Below are 26,391 nucleotides of genomic sequence, written 5' to 3' on the forward strand. Positions count from 1 at the left end.
CGGCCTGGTCACTCGCGCCCGAGGTCGCGATGTTTGACGTTGACGACTACCCCGGGGAAGCCTCTCAGTAACCCCGCGAGCTCTTCCGCAACCGCGACTGAGCGGTGCTTGCCGCCGGTGCAGCCGATGGCGATCGTGGCATGCCGTTTGTTTTCGCGTTGGAAACCGGCAAACACCGGTTCCATCGCTTTCGCGTAGTTGGCGACGAAATCCGCCGCTCCTTCTTGCGCGAGAACATATTCTCGCACGTCGGCGTCCTGGCCATTGAGCGTCTTCAGTGCGGGAATCCAGAAAGGGTTCGGCAGGAACCGGCAGTCCGCGACAAGATCCGCGTCAGCCGGGAGGCCGTACTTGTAGCCGAAGCTCTCGACAGTGATCATCAGTCCGGCAGTGTCGGCCGTGGAGAATCGCTCGGCGATGATCGTGGTGAGCTGGTGGATATTAAGTTCGGATGTGTCGATGACGATGTCGCTGGTGGACCGGAGTTCCGCCATCCGCTCACGCTCTGCCGCGATTCCGTCCAGCGGAGTGCCATCCCCCTGCAACGGGTGCGGCCGCCGCACCTGCTCGAAGCGACGCACGAGTGCGGCATCCGTGGCATCCAGGAACAGCACGCGCATGACGATGCTGTCACGTAGGGATTCGAAGGCATCGAGAGCATCGGCGAACAGTCGGCCGCCTCGAACGTCGACGACCGCTGCGATCCGAGGAAGGGAGTCCCCGGCCTTCTGAGCGAGTTCGGCCAGCGGCACCAACATCTGGGGAGGGAGATTATCAACGACGTACCACCCCAGATCTTCCAGGGCATTGGCGACAGTCGATCGACCTGCACCGGACATACCGGTGACAATGAGCATCTCCTGGTGATCAAGCGCGGGGGGCATCGTGAACCAAGACTAGCGGCAGGTCGTCACGACTGGAGCCGCTCGACCACGATCGCTGCCAGCGCTGGGCCGATTCCTTTGACGAGCGCCACCTCGTCCACATCGGCTTCTTTCAGCTTCGCTACCGAGCCGAAATGCTTCAGGATCTCGCGCACTCGTGCCGGACCGAGACCGGGAATCTCAGCGAGCACGGACTGGATATCGTTTCGCCGCTTCTGCCTCTGGTAGCTGATCGCGAACCTGTGGGCTTCGTCGCGAATGCGCTGGATGAGGAACAGCGCATCGCTGTTGCGGGGAAGGATGACCGGGAAATCCGAATCCGGCAGCCAGATCTCTTCCAGTCGCTTCGCGATTCCGCACAACTGGATGCCCGTGATGCCGGCATCATCGAGCGCCCTCTGCGCTGCGGCAACCTGTGGCTGCCCACCATCCACGATCAGAAGCTGGGGTGGGTACGCAAACTTCTTTCGTTTCGTCTCCACGCCATCCGCGTCCTCGAGGGCCTCGACAACAGGACTGCTCTCTGGCTCTTTGAGGTACGCCAGTCGCCTCGACAGCGTCTGGTAGATCGACTCGGTGTCGTCGGTCGACTCGGGAATACTGAAGCGCCTGTACTGGTCTTTTCGAGGCAATCCGTCTTCGAAGACCACCATCGACGCGACGATGTTGGTGCCGCTGAGGTGCGAGACGTCGTAGCACTCCATGCGCAGCGGGGCATCCGCCATACCAAGCGCTTCCTGGATGTCGGCCAGCGCCTGTGACCGCGCCACGAAGTCACCGCTGCGTCGGGTCTTATAGAGGATGAGGGCGTTCTGCGCATTCTGGGTCACGGTCTGCGACAGCGTCGCCTTGTCCCCGCGTCGCGCGACACCGATCTTCACGCGGGATCCGGGGCCCCGCAACTCCCCCAGCCAGCGCTCGAGCGCTGCAGCATCGTCCGGAAGCGCCGGCACGAACACGTCTCGCGGAGGGACGGCGTCTTCGTAGGCATTCTGGAGCACCGATTCGACGAGGTCGGGCAGCTCGACATCGAGCTCCTTATCGACGACCCAGCCTCGAACACCCCGGATGCGGCCTCCGCGCACAATGAACTGCTGCACTGCCGCGGCGAGTTCGTCGTGTGCGATACCGAAGAGATCGGCGTCGACCCCGTCATCCAGCACCACGGCATTCTTCGCGAGGGCGGTTTCCATCGCACCGATCTGGTCACGGTATCGAGCCGCAGATTCGTAGTCCATCGCCGCCGACGCTTCTTTCATGCGCTTCGTGATGGTGGTGACGTACCTCGAGTCGTTCCCGCCCATGAAGCTCGCGAAATCCAGTGAGATCGACTTATGTTCCTCGAGCGTCACGCGGCCCACGCAGGGAGCGGCGCACTTGCCGATGTCTCCGAGCAGGCACGGTCGTCCGGTCTGCTGGGCCCGTTTGAATGTCGTCTCAGAACAACTGCGCATCGGGAACGCCTTGAGCATGATGTCGACGGTTTCCCGGATCGCCCACGCGCGGCTGTACGGTCCGAAATAACGAGCGTTGGGGATGGAGCGATTGCGGGTGACCATCACCCGAGGCACGGGATCGCCGAGGGTAATCGCCAAATAGGGGTAGGACTTATCGTCCTTGTACTGCACGTTGAACGGCGGATCGAACTCCTTGATCCAGGTGAACTCGAGTTGGAGCGCTTCGAAGTCGTTGCCGACCACTGTCCACTCCACTGACGAGGCCGTCAGCACCATCCTTCGCGTGCGTTCGTGCAGCGAGTTCAGTGGGGCGAAATAGTTGCTCAGCCTGGCCCGCAGGTTCTTCGCCTTACCGACGTACAACACCCGCGACGAGGCATCCCTGAACCGGTACACGCCGGGTTGCTGGGGTATCTCTCCGGCCTTGGGGCGCCAGCTGACCGTGGTGGCCATGACGACCGCGCTCAGGCCCCGGAGGGACTAAGCACGACTGCCTTCCAGCATCTCCTTGAGGAACATGCCGGTGTGGCTGCCCTCCACTTTCGCGAGTTGTTCCGGCGTTCCGATCGAGAGCACCTCGCCGCCACCTGCGCCACCCTCTGGACCCAGGTCGATCAACCAGTCCGCCGACTTGATCACGTCGAGGTTGTGCTCGATGACGATCACCGTATTGCCCTTGTCGACCAGCCCGTTGAGCACCATCAATAGCTTGCGTACATCCTCGAAATGGAGCCCGGTGGTCGGCTCGTCCAGCACGTAGATGCTTCGCCCCATCGAACGTCGCTGAAGTTCTGTCGCGAGCTTCACGCGCTGAGCCTCCCCTCCGGACAGGGTGGTCGCACTCTGGCCCAGCCGCACATAACCCAGCCCGACCTCTTCCAGAGTTCTGAGGTACCGGTGGATGGACGAGATCGCCTCGAAGAACTCGGCAGCCTCGCTGATCGACATATCGAGCACTTCGGCGATGTTCTTGTTCTTGTACCTGACAGCGAGGGTCTCCCGGTTGTACCTCGCTCCCCCGCACACCTCGCACGCCACGTAGACGTCCGGTAGGAAGTTCATCTCGATCTTGATCGTTCCGTCACCGGAGCAGTTCTCGCACCGGCCACCCTTGACGTTGAAGCTGAACCGGCCGGGAAGGTAACCCCGCGCCTTGGCATCGGCGGTCTCGGAGAACAGCGTGCGGATCTTGTCGAACACCCCCGTATACGTTGCGGGGTTCGATCGCGGCGTACGGCCGATCGGTGCCTGGTCGACGTGCACGACCTTGTCGAGGTTGTCGAGGCCCGTGACCCTCGTGTGCTTACCGGCGATCTGCCGTGCACCGTTGAGTTGGTTGGCGAGAACCTTGTACAGGATGTCGTTGACCAGGCTCGACTTGCCCGACCCGCTGACGCCTGTGACCGCGGTCAGTACTCCGAGGGGGAAGGCGACTGTGACGTTTCTGAGGTTGTTAGCCCTGGCTCCTTCGACGATGACCTGGCGGGACTTGTCGATCTTCCTGCGCTTCTTCGGCGTCTCGATGGACCTGCGGCCTGCGAGGTAGTCCCCCGTGATCGATTCGCGATTCGCTAGCAGCCCCTCGTACGAACCCGAGTGCACGACCATTCCGCCATGCTCGCCGGCGCCGGGACCGATGTCGACGATCCAGTCAGCGGTTCTGATGGTGTCTTCATCGTGTTCTACGACGATGAGGGTGTTACCGAGGTTCTTCAGCTTGACGAGCGTCTCGATGAGCCTTCGGTTGTCGCGCTGGTGAAGGCCGATGCTCGGCTCATCCAGTACATACAGCACGCCGGTCAGCCCTGAACCGATCTGGGTTGCAAGACGGATGCGCTGCGCTTCCCCACCGCTGAGGGTGGCCGCGGCGCGCATCAGGTTGAGATAGCTGAGCCCCACTTCGATCAGGAACTCGAGCCGCAGGCGGATCTCGCGGAGCACCTGAGCTGCGATCTTCGCGTCCCTGGCAGACAACTGCAGGTTCTTCATGAACTCATAGGCGTTGAGCAGGCTCAGTTCGCAGATGTCCGAGATGCTCACACCGTCGACGGTCACCGCGAGCACTTCCGGCTTGAGGCGCTTGCCGTCGCAGACCGGGCACGGGATTTCGCGGAGATAATCGGCAACCCGCTGGCGCTGGCTGTCGGTTTCGGCCTCGAGATACTTGCGCTCCATGTACGGGATGACGCCCTCGAAGCCCGTCGAGTACTTCATCTCACGACCGAAGCGGTTCTTCCACCTGACCGTGACCTCGAAGTTGTTTCCTCGGAGGATCGCTTCGCGGGTCTCCGCCGGCAGTTCGCCCCAGGGGGTGTTCAGGGAGAAGTCGAGATCCTGGGAGAGACCGACGAGCAACTTCTCGAAATAGTTGAAGAGCCCCTTGCCCGCGCTGGTCCAGGGCAGGATGGCACCTTCGGCGAGGCTTACGCTGTCTCCGGCGATCAACAGGTCTGCGTCGACGGACATCCTGGTGCCGAGTCCTGAACATTCCGGGCAGGCACCGAACGGCGCGTTGAACGAGAACGTGCGCGGCTCGATTTCCGTGAGCTGCAGCGGGTGGTTATTCGGGCACGACAACTTTTCGGAGAAGGTGCGCCAGGCACCGTCGCCCTCGAGATCGACATAGTTGATCGTGACGAGTCCGTCGGTGAGCCGAAGGGCGGTTTCGAGTGAGTCGGTAAGACGGGTGAGGATGTCGTCGCCGGCGACGAGCCTGTCGACCACGACCGAGATGTCGTGCTTGTACTGCTTTTTGAGCTTCGGCGGATCGCTGAGCTGGATCTGCTCTCCGTCGACGAGAGCTCGCGAGTATCCCGTCGACGCGAGTTCGGTGAACAGGTCGACGAACTCCCCCTTTTTCTGGGAGATGATCGGGCTCACGATCTGGTATCGCGTGCCGGACTCGAGGGTCATCAGCTGGTCGGCAATCTGCTGCACGCTTTGCCGGGAAATGAGCTCCCCGCATTCGGGGCAGTGTGGAACGCCGATTCTGGCCCACAGCAGTCGCATGTAGTCGTAGATCTCGGTGATGGTTCCGACCGTCGACCGGGGGTTGCGGTTGGTGGACTTCTGGTCGATGGATACCGCGGGGCTCAGCCCCTCGATGAAGTCGACATCCGGGCGGTCGACCTGGCCGAGAAACTGCCGCGCGTAGGCGGAGAGGGACTCGACGTATCGGCGCTGCCCCTCGGCGAAGATCGTGTCGAAGGCGAGGCTCGACTTGCCGGAACCCGACAGGCCTGTGAACACCACGAGCGAATCGCGCGGGATCTCGAGGTCGACGTTCTGCAGGTTGTGCACCCGCGCTCCGCGGACGCTCAGCGTGCCGTTGGGCGCGCCCTTTGCCTCGGTGGCACCGAGCATCGTGCTCTCATCAAGCTCTTCGATTTCAGTAATTGACACTCTCTACATTCTACGGATGCCACCGACATCGGACTGTGACGGCGATGGGGGTTGACGGCGTTCCACGGGGCTCGCTGCGGCGACGGCCTAGGTCAGGTGGCCCGCCTGCTCCATCTGGCGCAGTTCTTTTTTCAGGTCCTGGATCTCGTCGCGCAACCTCCCCGCGAGCTCGAACTTGAGCTCGCCGGCGGCCTGGAGCATCTGCTCGTTGAGTTCGAAGATGATCTTCTCGAGGTCATTGCCACCGGCCGCGGCACGACCCTCACGCTTGAGATTCGGCGTAGGTGCGCGCTTACGGCTCGAATCGGATTTGCCCGCGAGGACCGCAGCGGTATCGCTCGCCTCTCGCATGATCTGATCGGTGATGTCGGCGATCTTCTTGCGCAGGGGCTGAGGATCGATGCCTCTCTCGAGGTTGTACGCGATCTGCTTGTCGCGACGACGCGTAGTCTCATCGATGGCCTTGGCCATCGAATCGGTGATGCGGTCTGCATACATGTGCACTTCACCGGAGACGTTGCGGGCGGCTCGACCGATGGTCTGGATGAGGGACGTCCCCGACCGCAGGAACCCCTCCTTGTCCGCATCGAGGATGGCGACGAGAGACACCTCTGGCAGGTCGAGTCCTTCTCGGAGCAGGTTGATGCCGACGAGGACGTCATACACACCCTGCCGCAACTCGGTCAGAAGCTCGACGCGACGGAGCGTGTCGACATCGGAGTGCAGGTATCGGACCCTGACTCCGTGCTCCCCGAGGAACTCGGTGAGCTCCTCGGCCATCTTTTTCGTGAGGGTAGTGACGAGCACACGCTCATTCCTGTCGACCCTCAACCGAATCTGCTCGAGCAGGTCATCGATCTGGCCCTTCGAGGGTTTGACGAGAATCTGCGGGTCGACGAGACCGGTCGGACGGATGACCTGCTCGACCACCGAATCCGTGATGCCCATTTCGTACTTGCCCGGTGTCGCAGAGAGGTAGACCTTTTGGCCCACCCGGTTCAGGAATTCTTCCCATTTGAGCGGGCGATTGTCCATGGCACTCGGGAGCCTGAAACCGTGCTCGACGAGAGTGCGTTTGCGGGAGGCATCCCCCTCGTACATCGCACCGATCTGCGGCACAGTGACGTGGGATTCGTCGATGACGACGAGGAAGTCTTCCGCGAAATAGTCGAGGAGGCAGTGCGGCGCTTCGCCGGGCTGCCGACCATCCATATGCCTCGAGTAGTTCTCGATGCCGTTGCAGAATCCGATCTGCTCCATCATCTCGATGTCGAAGGTGGTGCGCATTCGCAACCGCTGCGCCTCGAGCAGCTTGCCCTGGCGCTCGAATTCCTGCAGGCGTTCGGCGAGCTCCTCCTGGATCGTCACGATGGCGCGCTGGATGGTGGCGGGGCTGGCCGCGTAGTGGGTACCGGGGAAGACCGAGACGGCATCCATCGTCCTGACGACATCGCCGGTGAGCGGATGCAGCGCATAGATCGCCTCGATCTCGTTGCCGAACATCTCGATGCGGATCGCGAGCTCTTCGTACACCGGGATGATCTCGATGGTGTCGCCTCGCACCCTGAACGTGCCGCGCGAGAAGTCGTAGTCGTTGCGCTGGTACTGCATCGAGACGAAGCGCCGGATGAGCGTCTCCCTGTCGATCTTCTGGCCCACCTGCAGCGCGACCATGGCCTCGAGGTACGACTCGGCCGCGCCCAGGCCATAGATGCACGACACTGTGGACACGACCACGACGTCGCGGCGACTGAGCAGCGAGTTCGTCGTCGAGTGCCGCAGCCTCTCGACTTCGGCGTTGATCGACGAGTCCTTCTCGATGAAGGTATCTGTCTGCGGGATGTACGCCTCTGGCTGGTAGTAGTCGTAGTACGACACGAAGTACTCGACGGCATTGTTCGGCATCAGGTCGCGGAATTCGTTCGCGAGCTGGGCCGCGAGCGTCTTATTGTGCGACAACACGAGGGTGGGTCGCTGTACCTGCTCTATCAGCCAGGCCGTGGTTGCCGACTTGCCCGTGCCTGTGGCACCGAGGAGCACGACGTCGGTCTCGCCAGCGTTGATTCTCTGCGCGAGTTCAGCGATCGCCTGCGGCTGGTCGCCGCTCGGGATGTACTCGCTGACGACCTCGAACGGTCGCACCGAGCGTGTGGGTTCCATGCTTCAAGCTTAGGCACGGCTACCGACATCCCTACCGATGTTTGCTCTCGGCGGAAGAGGTGACGTCAGCCCACAGTCGATCCGCCTGCGCCATCGTCTCTTCGAGCGTTCCGTTGCTGTCGATGACGACATCTGCGATGGCCAGCCGCTCGGCATCCGATGCCTGCGCACCGATTCGCCTGAGCGCGTCCTCGCGGGAGTAACCCCGCAGTTCGATCATGCGATGGGTCCGTGTCTCTGCACTGGCCTGGACGACGACGACGAGGTCGAAGTCCCCGGCCCGCGTACCTTCTGCCAGCAACGGCACGTCGTAGACGACGATCGCTCCAGGGTCTGCGGCCGCTGCTGCGGCGAACTGCTGCTGGGAAGCGGCGTAGACCGCTGGATGGGTTATTCCATTGAGGATGGCACGCTTTCCCGGGTCACCGAAGATCAGCGCGCCGAGAGCAGCGCGGTCGAGCGACCCGTCAGTGCCGATCACATCGTCACCGAACTCCGCGGCGATGGCGGCGAGGCCCGGAGTGCCCGGCTCGACCACCTCACGCGCAACCTGGTCGGCATCCACGACCACGGCGCCGTGTTCGGCAAGCCGTCGGGCGACGACGGATTTTCCGGATGCTATTCCCCCGGTAAGCCCCATCAGATACACGACCCCATGCTATCGGCGGCTGGACTGATAACGTCTGCTGTGGAGGGTTGGTGCTCATGTTCGAGATCCTGACGGGAACCGGATTAGCTGTTGCGGCGGGCCTCAACGCCTACATCCCGCTGCTCATCCTCGGACTCGCCGGCCGCTTCATCGAGGTCGTGCAATTGCCTCCAGCCTGGGCCTGGCTCTCCAACGACTGGGTACTCGTGATTCTCGCCGTGCTGCTGGTCATCGAGATCGTCGCTGACAAGATCCCCGTGGTCGACTCGATCAACGACTGGATCCAGACCATCGTCCGTCCAGCGGCGGGTGGAATAGCCTTCGGCACGGGGTCTACGTCGGAAACCACGGTCGTCACCGATCCCGCTACCTTCTTCAGTTCGAATGCGTGGGTTCCCATTGCCACGGGAATCCTCCTCGCGCTCGCCGTCCACGCGACGAAGATGGTCGTCAGGCCCGCAATGAACGCGGCCACCGCGGGAGTCGCCGCACCCGTGGTGAGCACCCTCGAGGACGTGAGCAGCGTCATCCTGAGCATGCTTGCCCTGCTGATGCCGGTGCTCGTGATCGCGGCGCTCGGCGGGCTTCTCGTGGGATTCGTCGCACTCTTCAGGCGATCCCGACGTCGCCGAGCCGAGTCCCGCGCCATACGCATCTAGCGCGCAGCGTCCGGCCTGGGCACCAGTTCGGACGCCGCGAAACGACGAATGGCCGGCCTCCGAGGAGACCGGCCATTCGTGGTGCGCCCTGGTGGGCTACTCGATTAGGAGTTGTTGCTCAGCTTCTCGCGAAGAGCGGCAAGCGCCTCGTCGTCGGCGAGCGTTCCGGCGCCAGCAGGCGTCTCGTCGCTTCCGAACGATGATGCCCCGGCGGGAACGCCCGTGTTGGGCATGTCCTCCTGGAGGGCGGCGGCGGCAACCTGCTTCTTGTGCTGCTCCCAACGCTCCTGGGCTGCAGCGTAGTCCTGCTCCCACTTCTCGCGTTGGGTCTCGAAGCCCTCTTTCCACTCGTTGGTCTCCGGGTCGAAACCATCCGGGTACTTGTAGTTGCCCTGGTCGTCGTACTCGGTGAGCATTCCGTAGAGTGCCGGGTCGAACTCTGTGCCCTCGGGGTCGACGCCATCGTTCGCCTGCTTGAGCGACAGCGAAATGCGGCGACGCTCGAGGTCGATGTCGATGACCTTGACGAAGACCTCGTCGTTGACCGACACGACCTGCTCGGCGAGCTCGACGTGCTTGCCCGACAGCTCGGAGATGTGCACGAGGCCCTCGATGCCTTCGGCAACGCGAACGAACGCGCCGAAGGGGACGAGCTTCGTGACCCTTCCGGGAGCAACCTGGCCGATTGCGTGCGTGCGAGCGAAGACCTGCCACGGGTCTTCCTGGGTGGCCTTGAGCGACAGCGACACGCGCTCGCGCTCGAGGTCGACCTCGAGGATCTCGACTGTGACTTCCTGGCCAACCTCGACAACCTCTGAGGCGTGCTCGATGTGCTTCCACGACAGCTCGGACACGTGAACGAGTCCGTCCACTCCGCCGAGGTCGACGAACGCACCGAAGTTGACGATCGAGGAGACGACACCCTTGCGAACCTGGCCCTTGGCGAGGTTGTTGAGGAAGGTCGTACGGCTCTCGCTCTGGGTCTGCTCGAGGAGGGCGCGACGCGAAAGCACAACGTTGTTGCGGTTCTTGTCGAGTTCGAGGATCTTGGCCTCGATCTCCTGGCCGAGGTACGGCGTGAGGTCGCGGACGCGGCGCAGCTCGATCAGCGACGCCGGCAGGAATCCACGGAGTCCGATGTCGACGATAAGTCCACCCTTGACGACCTCGATGACCGAACCGGTCACGACGCCATCGGCTTCCTTGATCTTCTCGACATCGCCCCACGCACGCTCGTACTGCGCGCGCTTCTTGGAGAGGATGAGGCGGCCCTCTTTGTCCTCCTTCTGGAGAACGAGTGCTTCGACGGTGTCGCCGACCTGGACGACCTCAGTCGGGTCCACGTCGTGCTTGATCGAGAGTTCGCGGGAGGGGATGACACCCTCGGTCTTGTAACCGACGTCGAGGAGAACCTCGTCACGGTCGATCTTGACGACGGTTCCCTCGATGAGGTCTCCGTCGTTGAAAAACTTCAGCGTCTTTTCGACCGCGGCGAGAAAGTCTTCAGCAGATCCGATGTCATTGATGGCGACCTGCTTGGGTGCCTTGTCGGTCGTTACGATTGTCATGTAGTAGTTGCTCCGGTATGGACTGGATTGGGCCGCTGGCTCGTGGTGCAGTAGAGAAATAGCCAGGGCATGCGGATTATTGCCGCGAATGCGACATTCCAGCCTATCGCGACTGGGTCTGCGGTGCCACCCGACAGTTTCTTGTCGCTAATGCCGTGTCGCTCGCCCGGAGATGATCTGCCGCAGTGCTGGCTCCAGTTCAGGATGCTCGAACCTGTAGCCGGCGTCGAGCACCGTCTCCGGCACCACCCAGCGGCTCTTGAGCACGAGCTCGGTCTCGGTCCCGATCAGTGCGGTGCCGATCTCGAGCAGGAATCGTGGCGCAGGGATGCCGATCCCGACACCGAGCACCCGGCGCAGGGTCGCCATCATCGAGACGTTGTCTGTGGGATGTGGTGCGCTGGCATTGACAGGCCCGCTCAGCTTCTCGTCGGCCCTGATGAACTCGATGATGCCGTACACATCCTCGATGTGGATCCAGCTGAATTTCTGTTTGCCACCCTTGGCCCTGAATTCGTGGAACGTTCCCGCGGCCTGTCGTGCCTTTGTGCTGAACCACCGACCGTCGAGTTGGGCCCCACCGAGGCCGAACCTGGCCAACCGGATCAACGGTACAAGCGCGCTGCCGTCACCGAGCACGATCGCCATCCTCAGCGCGACGCGACGCGTCCCCGGCAGCTCCGCAGCCATCAGCTCCCGTTCCCACGCCGTCGCGATTCCCACCGAGAAACCCGTGCCGATCTCGCCGGTACTCTCGGTCATGGCCCGATCCTCCGCATGTCGGTAGATGGTGGCCGTCGATGAGTTGATCCAGAGGGGCGGGGGAACGACACAGCGGGTGATCGCGTCAGACAGCTCGCGCGTGGTCTCGACACGCGATCGCATGATCTCAGCGCGATTCTCGTCGGTGTAGCGGCAGTTCACGCTCTTGCCGGCCATATTGATCAGCACCGAGGCGCCATCGATGAGACCGGTTATGGCGGCCGTGTCACCCCATCGCGCATCGGCGCCGCGACGGCCGATGAGGCTGACGGTGGCGCCCTGTGTGCGATAGCGATCGGCCAGATAAGTGCCGATGAACCCGGATGCCCCTGCGATGACGATACGTTCAGCCATGTTCTGTCCCGTCGGGCCGTATCTCGTCGGGTTCGATCTCGTAAGTAAACGAACCCCTGTATTCGTAGAGTCGCCCGAGCCATGGCGCATCGAGAATCAGTGACACGTGCTGCAGGCCACCCATCGCCCGCTCGACCAGGGTCACTCTCGGAGAGAGTGGACCCAGCGACAGCCGGACGGGACCGAGTCGCAGGGCCGCGAGAGTCGAGCGCAGCTCCAGCCGGCCATCCTCGACTTCTGCTGTCAATCTCGCCGTCACCACACCGAGGCGACCCAGTCGATCGACCAGCCCGTTCCTCGTCACGCCGATCTCATCGACCATGACCCGGTCGCCCGAGTCGAAGTGGAATGTCCGTCGCGCCACGATCGACCCATGTTCGGTGGACCTGTTCTCCACGGAGAACACAACGGATCGCTCCCACACAGGGAACATCACGCCATCCATGGCCAGCAGGGCCAGAACAGGCCAGAGCCAGCGGCGTGGTGTTCCGACGGTGTCGAAGGTACCGCTCGCGCGCCCCACGCTCCCCGGCGGAATGGCACCGAAATACCTCCGGAGTGGCGGATCCAGTTCGGCGATCTCGCTGCCGAGCACTCGCTCCCAGGGTGAGAGGCGGCTCACCGCTCCCCTGCGGGCGTGCTGAGTGCCGCACGAAGCGTGTCGAGCCCCACTCCCCCGATGTCGAGTGCCTTGCGGTGGAACTCCTTGATGTCGAAGGATTCCCCCTCCGCGGCCTTGTACTGGTCACGGATCTGCTCCCAGATGCGCTGTCCTACCTTGTATGCGGGCGCCTGCCCCGGCCATCCGAAGTACCGGTTGACCTCGAAACGCACGAACTGTTCGTTCATGTTCACGTTCTTGCCCATGAAGTCGAGCGCATAGTCCCAGTCCCACACGCCAGTGCCGTCGAGTCGCGGCTTGCCGAGGTGCACACCGATGTCGAGCACAACCCTCGCGGCGCGCATCCGCTGGCCGTCGAGCATTCCGAGCCTGTCACCGGGGTCGTCGAGGTACCCGAGATCCTGCATGAGCCGTTCCGCGTACAGAGCCCAGCCCTCTGCGTGACCCGAGGTGCCGGCCAGCTGGCGGCGCCAGGTGTTGAGCCTGGCGCGGTTGTAGACGGCCTGGCCCAGCTGCAGGTGATGGCCGGGAACCCCCTCGTGATACACCGTGGTGGTCTCGCGCCAGGTGTCGAACTCGGTAACACCCTCGGGAACTGACCACCACATCCGACCTGCTCTCGAGAAGTCGTCGCTCGGGCTGGTGTAGTAGATGCCTCCCTCCTGGGTGGGGGCGATCATGCACTCGAGTCGCTTGACGGGATCCGGGATGTCGAAGTGGCTGCGTGACAGCTCTTCGACAGCGTTATCGCTGAGTTGCTGCATCCACTCCTGGAGCGCTTTCGTGCCGTGCAGCTTGCGAGAGACGTCCCCATCGAGGATCTCGATGGCTTCGAGCACCGACGCGCCGGGCTTGATCTCGTGCGCGATGGATTCCTGTTCGTCGACCATGCGGGCGAGTTCTTCGATGCCCCACTCATAGGTTTCATCGAGGTCGATGGTGGCGCCGAGAAAGTGCCGGGATTGCAGGGCATAGATCTCGTGACCCACAGCGTCCTGCTCCTGCGCAGCGGGCAGGAGTTCGTCGGTCAAAAAGTCGGCCAGCGCATCGTACGCGGCCGCGGAGACTGCTGCTCCCCGTCCGAGATCCGCGGCGAGGGACTCCGGCAGCCGATCGGCGCCTCCAAGGGTCGCTCCCGCGGCGAAGCCATGGAAGAAGCCATCAGCCGCCGCATGTTTGCGAGCCTGGTCGATGACCTCACGCACCTGGCGCTTCGCGGGGGTGACCCCGTTCTCGATGCCGAGCCTGAGCGTCTCGATGTATCCCTCGATGGCGACGGGAAGGTTGGTGAGGCGACCGGTGATATCCACCCAGTTCTGCTCCGTATCGGTGGGCATCAGGTCCAGGATGTCCCGGATGCCCTGGGCGGGGCTCGCGATGACGTTCACGTCGCGCATCCACAGCCCGGCATCACTGGACTCGATGTCGAGGCGGATCGAGCTGCTGAGGTCGGTCCTGGTCACCCAGTCGACGTCATCGACCTCGGTCGCTGCATCCAGCTGGGAAAGAACCTTCTTCGCTTCGTCGATGTACTTGCCGTGACCGGCGGGAGACAGGTCCTCGTACTCGTCGAGTTTTCCGGGCATACCGATCCACGTCGCGATGGACGGATCGAGCTCGGCCATGGTGACGACCCATTGCTCCGCGATGCGGTCGATCTCGGTCTGTGGGCGCGCACCGGGGGTGGTCGGACGTGAGTCTGCTGGAGAATCTGTCATGATTCGAGACTACTCACGACCGACCCCCTGGAGTAGTTACTCCTTGTCGAGATCGGTGTTCAGCAGTGCTGCGAGGGTGTCGAGGGCAGCCTCTGCCCCTTCGCCCTCAGCGGTGAGGGTGACCTTTTCGCCGTGACCTATACCTAGCGACAGCACACCGAGGATGCTCGCAGCATTGACGCTCTTGCCCGCGGCCGACGACAACTGCACGGGGACGCCGACCTTGGCCGCGGCCTGGGCGAAAAGAGATGCCGGACGGGCGTGCAGTCCGACGCTCGACGCTACTGTGACTGTTTTCTCTGCCATGACTGCTCCTACGGTTCGATGGTTACTTTGATTGCTTCGCCTCTCGCCACGATATCGATCGCGTCGAGAAGCCTGTCAAGGGGAAGTGTGTGGGTGATCAGGTCGCTGACCACGACGTCGCCGGAGGCGATGAGCTGAAGTGCCCGCTTGTTATGAGCGGGGCTGGATCCATTGACGCCGACGATCGTCAGTTCGCGGTAATGCACGAGGTTCGAGTCGACGGTGATCGTGGGACGGTCTCTAGGGAGGCCGCCGAACAGGCTCAATCGACCCCGTCTCGCCAGCATCCGAAGCCCCTGCTCCTGTGCCGCACCCGACGCCGCCGCCGTGATCACGACGTCTGCTCCACGACCATCCGTCGCCGCCAGAACCGCCTCGACCGGATCGGTTTCGCTCGAGACGATAGTCAGGTCCGGCTTCACGATCACCGCGGCCTCGGCGAGTCGTGCCGCGTTGATGTCGATGAGGATGACCCGGCCCGCGCCGCGCGACCTCGCGAGTCGAACGTGCAGGCAGCCGATCGGACCAGATCCCATGACCACCACCGTGTCGCCAGCCCCCACCCGCGCCAGCTCCTGGCCGTTGAGAACGCAGGCGAGCGGTTCGGCGAGGGAGGCCTCGGCGAACCCCAGTCCGTCCGGAATCCGGTTCAGCCCATCAACCGCCAACACTTCGCGGGGCACGATCATGAACTCGGCGAAACCACCGGGGAACTGATAGCCCATCGAGAGCTGGTGGGGACAGATGGTCTCGTGACCGGCGAGACAATCGTCGCAGCTTCCGTCCGGGATGGCGGCGATGACCTGCACGCGATCGCCCGCCGACCAGCCGTCGACACCAGCGCCGACATCAACGATCTCGCCCGCGATTTCATGACCCATGATCTGGGGCGCACTCATATTCGGATGGCCCGACGTCGAGATCTTGACGTCGGTTCCACACGTCGAGCAATTGCGCACCCGGATCTTGACCTCGCCCGCCGACACCTGTGGCTCGTCGGCGTCCTCGAGGCGGATGTCACCCGGGGCGTAGAACCTCGCTACCTTCACGTGTTCTCGTCGTCCTCGTCCTCGGACTCCAAAAGCGCGTAGACCTGCTCGGTCGTGGTGGCCGCGCGGAGCGCGGCTGCCTTTTCCGGATCCATCAGCACGGTCGCCAGCTGAGACAGCAGGGCGATATGCCCGTTGCCCTTCGCGGCGATACCGAAAGCGAGTCGGACATCGTTGCCGTCCCAGTCGACGCCGTCAGGGAATCGGACGAGCGACAGCGCGTCCGACTTCACTGAATCCTTCGCTGCAAGAGTTCCGTGAGGAATAGCGACTCCCTCGCCCATGAACGTCGAGACCGAGTTTTCACGATCGATCATGGCGTCGATGTACGACTCATCGATCGCGCCCACCGCCATGAGGCCTGCACCGGCCTGGCGGATAGCGTCGTCGCGACTGCTCGCGGAGGCATCGAGGGTGATCGACGCCTCCGCAAGCAGTTCTGAGAGAGGAGTGCTCTCGGCTGACATCAGAGTTCCACCGTCTCGCCGTTCTGGATCGCCTTCACGAGCTTGGCGATCTTCGGGTCACCCAGGAAGAGCTGGAAGGGCACAACCGGGATATTGGGGACGACGCCCCGGGCCCGGTCGGCCAATCCAGTCTGGGTGACGACGACATCGGCGTCGCTGGGAATGTTGGCCACTGGCGAGTGCTCGACAGTGATCCCACTCTTCGCAAGTTGCTTCTTGAGCGTCGAGGCGAGCATGACGCTGCTGCCCATCCCCGCGTCGCATGCAACGATCAGCTTTTTGATGCTTGATCCGTCGATGGTTGCCATGTCTTACTCCTTTTATCGTGTCTTTTTGAGGCTACGCCGAAGTCGGCGCGGTTGTGCCGGCACGCTTGTTTTCGGCGCTGGATTCCCTGGCTGCTTCGAGATCGATCGCAGCATCCGTTGCACTTTCCTTACGTCCGAATCCGAGAAGGAACGAACCGGCGATGGCAGCGACTGCGGCAGCAATCACGATACCGACCATGTTCAGCGCGAGCTTGTCGGGCGGCGACACCAGGATCCAGGCAAAGATGCTGCCAGGAGATGCCGGGGCGACAAGGCCCAGGTTGAAGATGACTTCCCACATGACGCCGGCTGCTCCACCGAGAATGGCGGCGATCACGAGGATCGGCTTCATGAGGACGTACGGGAAGTAGATCTCGTGGATTCCCCCGAGGAAGTGCACGACCATGGCGGCCGGAACGGTCGGGCGGATGGCGCGCGGGCCGAAGAGGAGCATGGCCGTGAGGATACCGAGGCCGGGGCCGGGGTTCGACTCGAGCATGAACATGATCGACTGGCCGGTCTCGCCAGCCTGGGCTGCGCCGATCGGCGTGAGCACGCCGTGGTTTAGAGCGTTGTTCAGGAACAGCACCTTCGCCGGCTCGATGATGATCGACACGAGCGGGAGCAGTCGTGCTTCAACGAGCGCGTTGACAGCGAGACCCAGTCCCTGGCTGATCAGGAACGTGAGCGGGCCGATGACGTAGAGGCCGATGACCGCGAAAACCCCACCGATGATGCCAGCGGAGAAGTTGTCGACGAGCATCTCGAATCCGCCACGGACTTTGCCGTCGATGAAACGGTCCCATCCCTTCATCGCAAGACCGGCAATGGGCCCGATGACGAGCGCCGCCAGGATCGCCGAACCGATTTCCGAAATATTGGTAGGCGGGGTCGCCGCTTCTGCACCGTTCAATGCGGAAGGAGCGAGCTTCAGAGCGACCGGAGCGAGCATTGCGCCGATGGTAGCCACAGCGCCGACAACCGCGCCGCGGGTTCCGTGGATCATCTTTCCACCGGTGTAGCCGATCAGGATCGGGATGAGGATGTTGATCAGCGGCCCGACAACCGTGGTGATCTGTGTCGTGATCAGCAGCGGGTCAACGGACTCGCCATCGACCACACGGCCCGCGATGAGGTTGATCCATCCCGTCGGGATGAACAGTGCGGTGATGAGGCCGAACGCGATGAAGGCGCCGAGGTTCGGCATCACCATACCGGCGAGGAATGCACCTCCTCGTTGGACTCGTGCGCGCGCACCGGTACCGGTGGGCGTTGGGGTGAAATCGCTCATGAGCGGGTACTCCTTTGTACGGGATAGGGGAATGGACGGCAGAACATCAGCTGGCCAGGAGCGGCCGATCCAGGTCTGGCTGCCACACCAGCTGGACGTTGGTGAAGTCGATGGCATCGCTGGCCGGCATCGCGGTTCCGGGCAGGGCCGTTGCAGCGGCACCCCAGGCGAGTGCCTCGAGCATGGCCGCATCGACATCCGTCTCATCGACGGAAAATTTGGAGAGAAAGCCTGCCAGGAAGCAGTCCCCGGCCCCGACGGTACTGCGAGGATGTTCGACCCGCGAGGTGCCCACGAGCACTCCCGTCGGCCCCACGAGAACCGCGCCGTCAGCACCCAGGCTCACGAGGACCAGTTCGACGCCCCGGTTACGCACGTCGGTCGCGGCCGCAATGACGTCAGAGATGCAGTCGAGACTCGTGCCAGCAATCTCCTCGAGCTCATCGCGGTTCGGCTTGATTAGCCGAGGCTGCGCATCTACCGCTGCTAACAGTGCATCGCCGCTGGTGTCGACGGCGAGATGGATGCCGAGGTCGGTCAGTCGTGACATCAATCCGCCCAACTGCCTCCCCGTAAACCCCGGAGGAACGCTGCCGCTCATGACGACCCAGTCGCCTGCCGATACACACTCCGCCACGAGATCGGCCAATTCAGCCACTTCGTGATCGAGGAGGGCCGAACCCGGCTCGTTGAGCTTGGTGACAGCGCCGTCGTGATCGACGACGGAGATATTCGATCGTGTCCGACCTGCCACCGCCAGTGCCCGGAAATCGACGCGGGCCGCGTCCAGAAGATCCTGGAGTTCCGCCCCCTCGCGTCCGCCGACGGGCAGCACGGCGACGCTCGGGATGCGGTTGGAGGTCAGCGCCCTGGTGACGTTGACTCCCTTGCCTCCGGGCTCGAGCGTGGGTTCGCCCGTGCGCAGAACCGCGCCAGGAACGAGCCTGTCGACAATGATCGTGCGATCGAGGCTGGGATTGAGAGTCAGGCTGACGATCACACCATCACCACCCTCGGTCCGGCATTCTCGATGTCGTCGGCGAGCTCGACGTCGAGACCCAGGTCGCTGATCACGGTGTCGATCACGCTGAGCGGCGCGACGCGGGCGAAATCCTCACGACCGAACTTGGTGTGGTCCGCGAGCACCACGGTGCGGCGGGATGCATCGATGAGAGCCCGCTTGACGCTTGCCTCGGCGAGATCAGGAGTGGTGAGACCGCGATCCACGCTCAGACCGTTCGTTCCCATGAACGCGACGTCGGCGAAGACGTCGGCGATCTGCGTGCGGGTCCAGTCCCCCACGGCTGCCAGAGTGCGTCCGCGAACGACTCCGCCCAGCAGGTGGAGAGTCACATTGGATCGGTTCACCAGGATGCTGGCGACCGGGATCGAGTGGGTCACGACCGTGAGTTCGCGATCGAGGGGAAGCAGTTCGGCCAGCCGCACCGTCGTGGTACCGGCGTCGAGGATGATCGACCCTCCGTCGGGCAGCTCATCGAGTGCGGCCCGCGCGATGCGCTCCTTCTCGATGGCGTAGTAACTCTCGCGGTCGGGAATGCCGGGCTCGCTGCCGAGGCGTTCGACCGGAATCGCACCGCCGTGCACTCTCCGGAGCACTCCCCTGCGTTCCAGGGCCGTCAGGTCGCGACGTACGGTTTCCGGAGTGACGGCGAGGTCCCGTGCGAGGCCGGCAACATCCACCCGACCGTGGGCACGCGCGGTGTCCATGATCTGTTGGTGACGTTCGGGTGCGTACACACTGACCTCGTTGTCGAACGATCCGGACAAACCAAATGTGGTTCTGGGTTTATATAAGTCCGTTTATGTCCGGATGTCAACCGCGACCCGCGGCGAATTGCCCGGGAGAGTCATCCTGCCGACGTCACCCTGACCAGGCGACTCAATCAGTGGGCGGCAGCATCCCAGTTCGGGCCGGTACCGATCTGCACATCGAGTGGCACCCGGAGATCTGCGGCGCCCTCCATCCTGGCGCGCACGATGCCGGTGACCGTCTCGAGCTCGCCGGCGGCGACCTCGAAGACCAGTTCGTCGTGCACCTGGAGTAGCATCCTCGACGTCAGGTCCTGCTCCGTAAGATCCGCATCGATACGGATCATCGCGAGTTTCAGGATGTCGGCGGCAGTCCCCTGGATCGGAGAGTTGAGTGCCTGCCGTGCCGCGTTCTCCCGCAATACCCGGTTCGACGACGAGAGGTCGCCGAACGGCCGCCGGCGCCCGTAGATTGTCGTCGTGTAGCCGTCTGCGCGCGCCTGCTCCACCACATTCTGGAGATACTCGCGCACGGCCCCGAACCTCGCGAAGTAGTCAGTCATGAGTTCCTTCGCTTCCGAGGTCTCGATGCGCAGCTGTTTGCTCAGCCCGAACGCGCTGAGCCCGTAGGCCAGCCCGTACGACATCGCCTTCACCTTGGTACGCATGACCGGCGTTACGTCGGCGGGATCGACTCCGAAAATGCGCGCGCCGACGAAGCGGTGCAGGTCCTCCCCCTCGTTGAACGCCAGGATCAGCCCCTCATCACCCGAGAGGTGAGCCATGATCCGCATCTCGATCTGCGAATAGTCGGCGGTGAGCAGCGTGTCGAATTCCGCGCCGGACTCGAACGCCGAGCGGATGCGGCGACCCACCTCGGTCTTGACCGGAACGTTCTGCAGGTTCGGGTCGTTCGAAGCGATGCGACCGGTGCTGGAGCCGGCCTGCTCATACGTCGTGTGGACCCGACCGCCGGCATCCACCGCTTTATCGATGCCGGTGATGATCTGCATGAGCTTCGTAGCGTCACGATGCTGGAGCAGGAGGTCGAGGAACGGATGCGGCGCTTGCTCCTGGAGATCGGCGAGACTCGCGGCATCGGTTGAGAACCCCGTCTTGTTGGAGCGGGTCTTGGGCATTCCCAGTTGGTCGAACAACACCTCCTGCAATTGCTTGGGGCTGCCGAGGTTGATCTCCCGTCCGATCTCGGCGTACGCCTTCGCGGCGGCATCGGCCGCTTTCGCTCCCAGTTCGGCAGTCAGGTCGCCGAGAATCCCACGATTGATCGTGATGCCGGTGCGCTCCATCGTCGCGAGCGCCGGCACAAGCGGAAGTTCGATGGTGTCCAGAACCGTGCGCGAACCCGGCTCGAGCTTGTCAGCGAGGTATTCTGCGACCCTCAGCACGTACCAGGCCTGGGTAGCGGGGCTGGCTGCCTCGGTCTCCGGCACCAACTGGTTGGGATCGGACTGCTGCAGCGTCTCGCCCAGGTGGTCGTACACCTGGGTCTCGAGCGACTCGGGCTTGCTGCCCGGCTTGATGAGCCAGGCGGCCAGCATCGTGTCGAAGGTGATCCCCTCGAGTTCGAGCCCCGCGTTCCTCAGTATCTTCAGCTGCGCCTTCGACCCGTGCATGTGCTTCGGCGCATCGCTGGCGAGCCATGACTCGAGGGCCGTGTAATCCGGACGGCCCGCAGCCCAGGGCACGAAGGCCGTTTCGGTACGGGCAGCGAGTCCGAAACCGGTCACGGTCCCGTCCTGGGTCTCCACCTGGAGACCGAGCGGCAGGGTTCCTGCCTTCGACACGGTGGCAATCCACTTTCCGAGCTCTTCGTCGACCATGGTGTGGATGACCGGGACCGAGTTCGACGGCGCGCTGGCCGTGAGCTCGTCCGCCGTGCCGTCGGCGTTCTCGGCCCCGGCGATTTTGAGCACGCGATCAAGAAGCGTCTTGAACTGGAGTTTGTCGAATACCTCCCTCACCGCTGGCACGTTGATCGGAGCGCGAAGCAGTTGCGTAGGGCCGACCGGAAGCTCGACGTCGGTCAGCAGATGGTTGAGTTTGCGGTTGCGGACGGCCCGGTCCTTCTGCTCGCGCAACTTCTCGCCGACGACGCCCTTGATCTCGTCGGCGTGGGCGAGTACCTCGTCGAGGCTGCCGTAAGCGGTGATCCATTTGACCGCGGTCTTTTCGCCCACCTTGTCGATACCGATCAGGTTGTCTGAGGTCTCCCCCACGAGGGCGGCGACATCCGGATACTGCTCGGGTTCGATCCCGTACCGTTCGACGACGGCGTCGCGATCGTAGCGCTTCAGCTCGGAGACTCCGCGCGCATTCGGATAGAGCAGCGTGACGTTCGGGGTCACCATCTGGATCGCGTCGCGGTCGCCCGAGACGACGAGGACCCGGTAGCCCTCAGCCGCGCCCTGGGTCGCCAGGGTCGCGAGGATGTCGTCTGCTTCGTAATCCTCTTTCGAGATCGTGACGATCCCCATGGCCTTCAGCGCCTCCTCGAGCAGGGGGATCTGCCCTACGAACTCCGGAGGGGTCTCGCCTCTCGTGCCCTTGTATTCCGGGTACTCCCTCGTGCGGAAGGAGTAGCGGGAGATGTCGAAAGCGACGGCAAGGTGCGTCGGTTTCTCGTTCTGCAGCAGCACGATCAGCATCGACAGGAAGCCATGGATCGCGTTGGTGTGCTGTCCCTCCCTGTTCTGGAAACTGTCGACAGGCAACGCGTAAAACGCCCTGAACGCGAGCGAGTGACCGTCGATTATGAGGAGGGTAGGCTTTTCGATGTCCGACACGTGCCCAGCCTAGCCGCGGCATCCGACAGCTCGGATGGACTGGATGACCATTATGACCAAGCTTCCCGACGACATCGATCCGGTGATGCGGGAGATCATCGAACGGACCAATGGTGGCGAGTTATCGGTGAAGATGGGCGTCGAATACCTGGAACTGTCAGCGGCGTTGTCGGTCGCGAGAATGCCCGTCGATGGCAACACGCAGGTTATCGGCCTGCTGCACGGCGGTGCGCACGTCGTGCTCGCGGAATCCCTCGGATCGATCTCATCCGCTATCCACGCTGGTGCTGGACGCTTCGCCGTGGGGATCGAGATCAACGCGTCGCACAGCCGATCAGTCACCACAGGCTGGGTGACTGGCACCTGCACTGCACTCTCCCTCGGTCGCAACCTCGCAACCCACGAGATCGTCATGACCGACGATGAGGGTCGTCGGCTGTCGACGGTCCGCATGACCAACTTCCTGCGGGACCGCTGACCGTACGCCGACAGAGCTCGACTCGGGACCCCGCATCCGAACATGTTCGCGAGATCAGGATGCGGCCGCTTCGGTAGCGGGTCGCCTCAGGGCGCCGAAACTCCAGTTGTTGCGAGCTTTCGGCGACGAGCCGTCGAAACTGGAGTTTCGAGGCAGGGTGACGACGTGCCGGGACGCGTCGTCAGAAGCGGGAAGCTACTTCTTGGCTGAGAGCTGCTCGATGATGGCCTGGGCCACGTCGTGCATGGTGAGCCTGCGGTCCATGGAGGCCTTCTGGATCCAGCGGAACGCCTCGGGCTCTGAGAGACCCATTTTCTCGTTGAGAAGGCCCTTGGCCCTGTCGACGAGCTTGCGGGTCTCGAAGCGCTCCACGAGGTCGGCGACCTCGGCTTCGAGGGTGATGATCTGTGTGTAACGGCTCAGCGCGATCTCGATCGCCGGCAGGAGGTCGCTCGGAGTGAACGGTTTCACCACATAGGCGAGGGCTCCCGCCTCCGAGGCCCGCTCCACGAGCTCCTTCTGGCTGAACGCCGTCAGGAGCACCACGGGCGCGATGTGGTTCTTACTGAGGCGTTCTGCGGCGGAGATTCCATCGAGTTGCGGCATCTTGACATCCATGATGACGAGATCGGGTCGCAACTCGGTGGCGAGTGCCACCGCGGTCTCACCGTCGGCTGCCTCGCCGACGACCTCGAAACCGTTGTCCCTGAGGATCTCGACGATATCCATGCGGATGAGGGACTCGTCTTCAGCGACGACCACCCTCCTGGGAGTTGAAGTTGTGGAGTCCTGGTCAGTCACGGATATCACCCTACGGTATTCTTTTGAGCGTTGTTGTGCGCCGGATTGGCGGAATGGCAGACGCGGAGCACTCAAAATGCTTTGTTCGTAAGGACGTGCGGGTTCAAGTCCCGCATCCGGCACAACGGAGATCGACGGTTGCCGCCGTCATGCCCTCTCCCCGCGGGGTCCCGGCTGGCGCTTCTGGCGGGCGAGTTCTCCCCCGATCCGGCCACCGTATGGTCGACCGTGATCCGCGAACTCCTCGCGGAAGAATCCCATCCGCCACTGTCCGAGCTCGATCCGGGCGCCCGTGCGCAGGATGCGACCTTTGGGGGTCAGTTCCCGCACGTCACCGATCAACTCCCCCGCCGGTGGCGGCGTGAGCAGGTGATAGACGTAGTCGTCGTTCTCGTCGTGTCGGATCTCGGCGTGGCGAAGGGCCAGTCCCTCGAGTCGCAGGTCGGCCCCCGCCCCCGATCCGATCACGGTGGTGCCATCCAGCAGTGCGAATTCGCGGGGAGGCTTGCCGTCCCACACCTCCGAACCGACCACGAAGATCAGGCGCGGTCGCCCGCTCCCCCGCAGGTAGTGGGTGGTGGTAACGCGCCGCTTCACTCGCCGACTGATGGTCGGAACCAACGGGAACACCGTGGATGGAGGCATCGGGATTCCCGGCGATCCGGACGACCGCCGCAGGGCATCCATCAGCGCAGGGATTCCCCCGAGGCGGACGTGAGTCGAGCCAGAGGCAAGCCGGGACAGTACGGACGGTCGAACGGCGCCGATCGACGCCACGACTCCTTTGGGCCCCTCCACTGTCACCGTCACGCCCTCATCGGCGAGGCTGTCGACGATCTCCGGAATCCCTCCCCGGAGCGTGGACCCGCCAGCCAGGAACGCTGCCGGATTATCGACGAAGACCGTTACAGTGCTCCCGGATGCCCGGACCGTGCCTGAGACCAGCTCTGTGTCGGTTTCGACCGAGAACGTGAGGTCGATGTCGAGCGTGACCCTGGGCTGGCGGGTGGGAGTCATCGCCCGCTCGAGGGGGCAGCCCCGCCACCCTCGGAATCGTTGGTGGTGACACGGAGTGTGCCGTTGAACTTCCAGGTGGCCCTCGGTGCATCGGGGCCGATGTCACGGGGAACCTCGACCGTCATGTCGATGAGCTCGTAGTTTACTGCCGCTCCGCGACCGGTGAGATATGACCACATTTCGCGGCCCATGTCGGTCCAGTCCTGGATGGTGCGGCCCTCGGGCCCACTCGAACTGGGTGTGGATGATGTCGACCCTGTTTCGGACACGATGGATTCCCTCCGGTTGTGGGAGACCCGCCCTGCGAAACGAAGGACGCTCTTCCCCCTTGGTTCATTCTGTAGAGGAAAGAGCGCCCGCGTAAAGCTATTTGCACCGCCGAGACGATGTGTTCAGGAAACTATCAGTCGTCTTCGTCGTTTTCCCAGACCGGGGCCGCCGCGTTGACGGCATCGCCGATGACGTGTACCCGCAGGTCGTTCGTGGATCCGGAAATTCCGGGAGGGGAACCCGAGATGACCACGACCTTGTCACCGACGTCAGCGAGACCCTCACCGAGCAGCACTTCGTCGACCTGCCTGTACATCGCGTCAGTGTGCGTCACGCGCTCCACCACGAACGACTCGATGCCCCAGATGAGCGACATGCGGCGCCTGATGGCCGGATCGGGCGTGAACGCCTTCATCGGCACGCGGAACCTCAGCCGGGACATCCGGCGGGCTGAATCGCCGGATTCCGTAAAGACACAGACATACCTGGCATCGACGAAGTCGGCCACCTCCGCCGCAGCGAGGGTGATCGCCCCGCCCTGGGTGCGAGGTTTCGTTCCCAGCTCAGGGATCCGTTCCAGCCCGTGCTCTTCGGTGGACTCCACGATGCGAGCCATGGTCTGCACCGTGACGACCGGGTACTCCCCGACGCTCGTCTCGCCCGACAACATGACAGCGTCGGCACCATCGAGGATGGCGTTGGCGACGTCGGAGGTTTCGGCGCGAGTGGGGACCGGCGATGAGATCATCGACTCGAGCATCTGGGTCGCGACGATGACCGGCTTGGCCATGCGGCGCGCCAACTCGACAGTGCGCTTCTGCACGATCGGCACGGCTTCGAGCGGCAGCTCGACGCCCAGGTCACCGCGGGCGACCATGATGGCGTCGAACGCGTCGATGATGGCCTCGAGATGATCGACAGCCTGGGGCTTCTCGATCTTCGCAATGACCGGGATCTTGCGACCCTCCTCCGCCATGATCTCGTGCACGCGGATGATGTCGTCGGCGTTACGCACGAATGAGAGGGCGATGAGGTCTGCACCGAGCTTGAGGCCCCAGCGCAGATCGTCTTCGTCTTTCTCGGAGAGTGCGGGGACGTTGACGGCGACACCGGGGAGGTTGATTCCCTTGTTGTTCGATACGAATCCGCCGACGACGACCTCGGTCGTGACGACGGGTCCGTCGACCGCGGTCACCCTGACCTTGACCTTGCCATCGTCGATCAGCAGGAAGTCACCGGGCGACACGTCATCCGGAAGACCCTTGAAGGTCGTGCCGGACAGCTCCCTGGTTCCCACGACGTCCTCAGTGGTGATCTTGAAGATGTCACCGACAGCGAGGTCGTAGGGGCCAGCCTCGAACTTGCCCAGGCGGATCTTCGGACCCTGGAGGTCGACCATGACGGCGACGGCGCGCCCGGAGTCTTCGGCGGCCTTCCGCACATTCGCGTAGACCTCTTCGTGCACGGCGTATGAGCCGTGACTGAGGTTCATGCGGGCGACATCGACACCTGCATCGATGATGGCCCTGATGTTCTCGTAGCTCGACGTGGCTGGGCCGAGCGTCGCGACGATTTTAGCTCGTCTCATAACTTCC

At 63.3% G+C, this 26,391-nt stretch carries 23 protein-coding genes and 1 tRNA gene; 3 read left to right on the plus strand and 21 right to left on the minus strand.

The features are described from left to right. Nucleotides 1–8: 8 nt before the first annotated feature. The 5 genes from rapZ to coaE all read right to left on the minus strand — a co-directional run bounded on the left by rapZ (nt 9) and on the right by coaE (nt 8,552). A complete protein-coding gene (gene rapZ, locus IWX81_RS02940; RefSeq protein ID WP_199279759.1) occupies nt 9–884 on the minus strand; it encodes an RNase adapter RapZ in 876 nt (291 codons plus the stop codon). A 26-nt stretch (nt 885–910) separates the two neighbouring features. Continuing rightward, the gene (gene uvrC / locus IWX81_RS02945; protein ID WP_199279760.1) at nt 911–2,794 is read right to left on the minus strand and encodes an excinuclease ABC subunit UvrC; all 1,884 of its coding nucleotides are present in this window, start codon (nt 2,792–2,794) and stop codon (nt 911–913) included. A gap of 27 nt (nt 2,795–2,821) precedes the next feature. Beyond that, nucleotides 2,822–5,704: an excinuclease ABC subunit UvrA gene (gene uvrA, locus IWX81_RS02950; RefSeq protein WP_199280415.1), complete on the minus strand. Its 2,883-nt coding sequence runs from the start codon at nt 5,702–5,704 to the stop codon at nt 2,822–2,824. 126 nt (nt 5,705–5,830) lie between these two features. After that, nucleotides 5,831–7,903: an excinuclease ABC subunit UvrB gene (uvrB, locus tag IWX81_RS02955; protein WP_199279761.1), complete on the minus strand. Its 2,073-nt coding sequence runs from the start codon at nt 7,901–7,903 to the stop codon at nt 5,831–5,833. Between the two features lie 31 nt (nt 7,904–7,934). After that, the gene (gene coaE, locus IWX81_RS02960; protein WP_199279762.1) at nt 7,935–8,552 is read right to left on the minus strand and encodes a dephospho-CoA kinase; all 618 of its coding nucleotides are present in this window, start codon (nt 8,550–8,552) and stop codon (nt 7,935–7,937) included. 56 nt (nt 8,553–8,608) lie between these two features. Here coaE and IWX81_RS02965 point away from each other — a divergent pair, with 56 nt between their 5' ends. After that, nucleotides 8,609–9,211, plus strand: coding sequence for a DUF4126 domain-containing protein (locus tag IWX81_RS02965; RefSeq protein ID WP_199279763.1), 603 nt, complete (start codon nt 8,609–8,611; stop codon nt 9,209–9,211). A 104-nt stretch (nt 9,212–9,315) separates the two neighbouring features. On the opposite strand, the gene rpsA is transcribed toward IWX81_RS02965, so the two are convergent. From rpsA to polA, 12 genes are all read right to left on the minus strand, one after another. Further along, on the minus strand, nt 9,316–10,779 hold the full coding sequence (gene rpsA / locus IWX81_RS02970) for a 30S ribosomal protein S1 (protein WP_199279764.1): 1,464 nt from the start codon (nt 10,777–10,779) through the stop codon (nt 9,316–9,318). Between the two features lie 147 nt (nt 10,780–10,926). Further along, nucleotides 10,927–11,895, minus strand: coding sequence for an epimerase (locus tag IWX81_RS02975; protein WP_199279765.1), 969 nt, complete (start codon nt 11,893–11,895; stop codon nt 10,927–10,929). Next, on the minus strand, nt 11,888–12,517 hold the full coding sequence (locus IWX81_RS02980; RefSeq protein WP_199279766.1) for a DUF4166 domain-containing protein: 630 nt from the start codon (nt 12,515–12,517) through the stop codon (nt 11,888–11,890). Before IWX81_RS02980 ends, IWX81_RS02975 begins: the two co-directional genes overlap by 8 nt. Next, entirely contained in the window at nt 12,514–14,235 is a 1,722-nt protein-coding gene (locus IWX81_RS02985) for a DUF885 domain-containing protein (protein WP_199279767.1), read from the minus strand. The genes IWX81_RS02980 and IWX81_RS02985 overlap by 4 nt, the downstream gene beginning before the upstream one ends. Before the next feature lie 36 nt (nt 14,236–14,271). Further along, the gene (locus IWX81_RS02990; RefSeq protein ID WP_199279768.1) at nt 14,272–14,541 is read right to left on the minus strand and encodes an HPr family phosphocarrier protein; all 270 of its coding nucleotides are present in this window, start codon (nt 14,539–14,541) and stop codon (nt 14,272–14,274) included. Between the two features lie 8 nt (nt 14,542–14,549). Then, nucleotides 14,550–15,590, minus strand: coding sequence for a zinc-dependent dehydrogenase (locus IWX81_RS02995; protein WP_199279769.1), 1,041 nt, complete (start codon nt 15,588–15,590; stop codon nt 14,550–14,552). After that, on the minus strand, nt 15,587–16,057 hold the full coding sequence (locus tag IWX81_RS03000; RefSeq protein ID WP_199279770.1) for a PTS sugar transporter subunit IIA: 471 nt from the start codon (nt 16,055–16,057) through the stop codon (nt 15,587–15,589). The genes IWX81_RS02995 and IWX81_RS03000 overlap by 4 nt, the downstream gene beginning before the upstream one ends. After that, nucleotides 16,057–16,365, minus strand: coding sequence for a PTS lactose transporter subunit IIB (locus IWX81_RS03005; RefSeq protein WP_199279771.1), 309 nt, complete (start codon nt 16,363–16,365; stop codon nt 16,057–16,059). The genes IWX81_RS03000 and IWX81_RS03005 overlap by 1 nt, the downstream gene beginning before the upstream one ends. A 31-nt stretch (nt 16,366–16,396) precedes the next feature. Next, nucleotides 16,397–17,656: a PTS transporter subunit EIIC gene (locus IWX81_RS03010; RefSeq protein ID WP_199279772.1), complete on the minus strand. Its 1,260-nt coding sequence runs from the start codon at nt 17,654–17,656 to the stop codon at nt 16,397–16,399. Nucleotides 17,657–17,702: 46 nt separating this feature from the next. Beyond that, nucleotides 17,703–18,656 (minus strand): 1-phosphofructokinase family hexose kinase, encoded by a 954-nt coding sequence (locus tag IWX81_RS03015; protein ID WP_199279773.1) that lies wholly within the window; start codon nt 18,654–18,656, stop codon nt 17,703–17,705. Continuing rightward, nucleotides 18,653–19,414 (minus strand): DeoR/GlpR family DNA-binding transcription regulator, encoded by a 762-nt coding sequence (locus IWX81_RS03020; RefSeq protein WP_199279774.1) that lies wholly within the window; start codon nt 19,412–19,414, stop codon nt 18,653–18,655. Before IWX81_RS03020 ends, IWX81_RS03015 begins: the two co-directional genes overlap by 4 nt. A gap of 146 nt (nt 19,415–19,560) precedes the next feature. Next, nucleotides 19,561–22,230, minus strand: a complete 2,670-nt coding sequence (polA, locus tag IWX81_RS03025) for a DNA polymerase I (RefSeq protein WP_199279775.1) — start codon at nt 22,228–22,230, stop codon at nt 19,561–19,563. A gap of 85 nt (nt 22,231–22,315) precedes the next feature. Between polA and IWX81_RS03030 the strand changes: the two genes are divergently transcribed. Continuing rightward, on the plus strand, nt 22,316–22,708 hold the full coding sequence (locus IWX81_RS03030; RefSeq protein ID WP_442977625.1) for a hotdog fold thioesterase: 393 nt from the start codon (nt 22,316–22,318) through the stop codon (nt 22,706–22,708). 195 nt (nt 22,709–22,903) lie between these two features. Here the strand turns inward: IWX81_RS03030 and IWX81_RS03035 are convergent, their stop codons facing one another. Then, nucleotides 22,904–23,509, minus strand: a complete 606-nt coding sequence (locus IWX81_RS03035) for an ANTAR domain-containing response regulator (RefSeq protein WP_199279776.1) — start codon at nt 23,507–23,509, stop codon at nt 22,904–22,906. 39 nt (nt 23,510–23,548) lie between these two features. Between IWX81_RS03035 and IWX81_RS03040 the strand changes: the two genes are divergently transcribed. Then, nucleotides 23,549–23,631, plus strand: a tRNA-Leu gene (locus IWX81_RS03040). Nucleotides 23,632–23,656: 25 nt separating this feature from the next. Here IWX81_RS03040 and IWX81_RS03045 read toward each other — a convergent pair. The 3 genes from IWX81_RS03045 to pyk all read right to left on the minus strand — a co-directional run bounded on the left by IWX81_RS03045 (nt 23,657) and on the right by pyk (nt 26,384). Continuing rightward, a complete protein-coding gene (locus tag IWX81_RS03045) occupies nt 23,657–24,526 on the minus strand; it encodes a hypothetical protein (RefSeq protein WP_199279777.1) in 870 nt (289 codons plus the stop codon). Beyond that, nucleotides 24,523–24,717 (minus strand): hypothetical protein, encoded by a 195-nt coding sequence (locus IWX81_RS03050; RefSeq protein ID WP_334593320.1) that lies wholly within the window; start codon nt 24,715–24,717, stop codon nt 24,523–24,525. Before IWX81_RS03050 ends, IWX81_RS03045 begins: the two co-directional genes overlap by 4 nt. A 212-nt stretch (nt 24,718–24,929) precedes the next feature. Further along, on the minus strand, nt 24,930–26,384 hold the full coding sequence (gene pyk / locus IWX81_RS03055) for a pyruvate kinase (RefSeq protein WP_199279779.1): 1,455 nt from the start codon (nt 26,382–26,384) through the stop codon (nt 24,930–24,932). Nucleotides 26,385–26,391: the final 7 nt, after the last annotated feature.

The organism is Salinibacterium sp. CAN_S4 (genome assembly GCF_015752305.1).
Classification (GTDB): domain Bacteria; phylum Actinomycetota; class Actinomycetes; order Actinomycetales; family Microbacteriaceae; genus Rhodoglobus.

What these genes read in the sequence shown, in the direction of transcription:
- IWX81_RS03010 (WP_199279772.1), bottom strand. Translation starts at nt 17,656, where the DNA reads ATGAGCGATTTCACCCCAACGCCCACCGGTACCGGTGCGCGCGCACGA.
- IWX81_RS02965 (WP_199279763.1), top strand. Translation starts at nt 8,609, where the DNA reads ATGTTCGAGATCCTGACGGGAACCGGATTAGCTGTTGCGGCGGGCCTC.
- uvrB (WP_199279761.1), bottom strand. Translation starts at nt 7,903, where the DNA reads ATGGAACCCACACGCTCGGTGCGACCGTTCGAGGTCGTCAGCGAGTAC.
- pyk (WP_199279779.1), bottom strand. Translation starts at nt 26,384, where the DNA reads ATGAGACGAGCTAAAATCGTCGCGACGCTCGGCCCAGCCACGTCGAGC.
- IWX81_RS03000 (WP_199279770.1), bottom strand. Translation starts at nt 16,057, where the DNA reads ATGTCAGCCGAGAGCACTCCTCTCTCAGAACTGCTTGCGGAGGCGTCG.
- IWX81_RS03045 (WP_199279777.1), bottom strand. Translation starts at nt 24,526, where the DNA reads ATGACTCCCACCCGCCAGCCCAGGGTCACGCTCGACATCGACCTCACG.
- rapZ (WP_199279759.1), bottom strand. Translation starts at nt 884, where the DNA reads ATGCCCCCCGCGCTTGATCACCAGGAGATGCTCATTGTCACCGGTATG.
- uvrC (WP_199279760.1), bottom strand. Translation starts at nt 2,794, where the DNA reads ATGGCCACCACGGTCAGCTGGCGCCCCAAGGCCGGAGAGATACCCCAG.
- rpsA (WP_199279764.1), bottom strand. Translation starts at nt 10,779, where the DNA reads ATGACAATCGTAACGACCGACAAGGCACCCAAGCAGGTCGCCATCAAT.
- IWX81_RS03005 (WP_199279771.1), bottom strand. Translation starts at nt 16,365, where the DNA reads ATGGCAACCATCGACGGATCAAGCATCAAAAAGCTGATCGTTGCATGC.
- uvrA (WP_199280415.1), bottom strand. Translation starts at nt 5,704, where the DNA reads ATGCTCGGTGCCACCGAGGCAAAGGGCGCGCCCAACGGCACGCTGAGC.
- IWX81_RS03030 (WP_442977625.1), top strand. Translation starts at nt 22,316, where the DNA reads ATGCGGGAGATCATCGAACGGACCAATGGTGGCGAGTTATCGGTGAAG.
- IWX81_RS03050 (WP_334593320.1), bottom strand. Translation starts at nt 24,717, where the DNA reads ATGGGCCGCGAAATGTGGTCATATCTCACCGGTCGCGGAGCGGCAGTA.
- IWX81_RS02990 (WP_199279768.1), bottom strand. Translation starts at nt 14,541, where the DNA reads ATGGCAGAGAAAACAGTCACAGTAGCGTCGAGCGTCGGACTGCACGCC.
- IWX81_RS02985 (WP_199279767.1), bottom strand. Translation starts at nt 14,235, where the DNA reads ATGACAGATTCTCCAGCAGACTCACGTCCGACCACCCCCGGTGCGCGC.
- IWX81_RS02975 (WP_199279765.1), bottom strand. Translation starts at nt 11,895, where the DNA reads ATGGCTGAACGTATCGTCATCGCAGGGGCATCCGGGTTCATCGGCACT.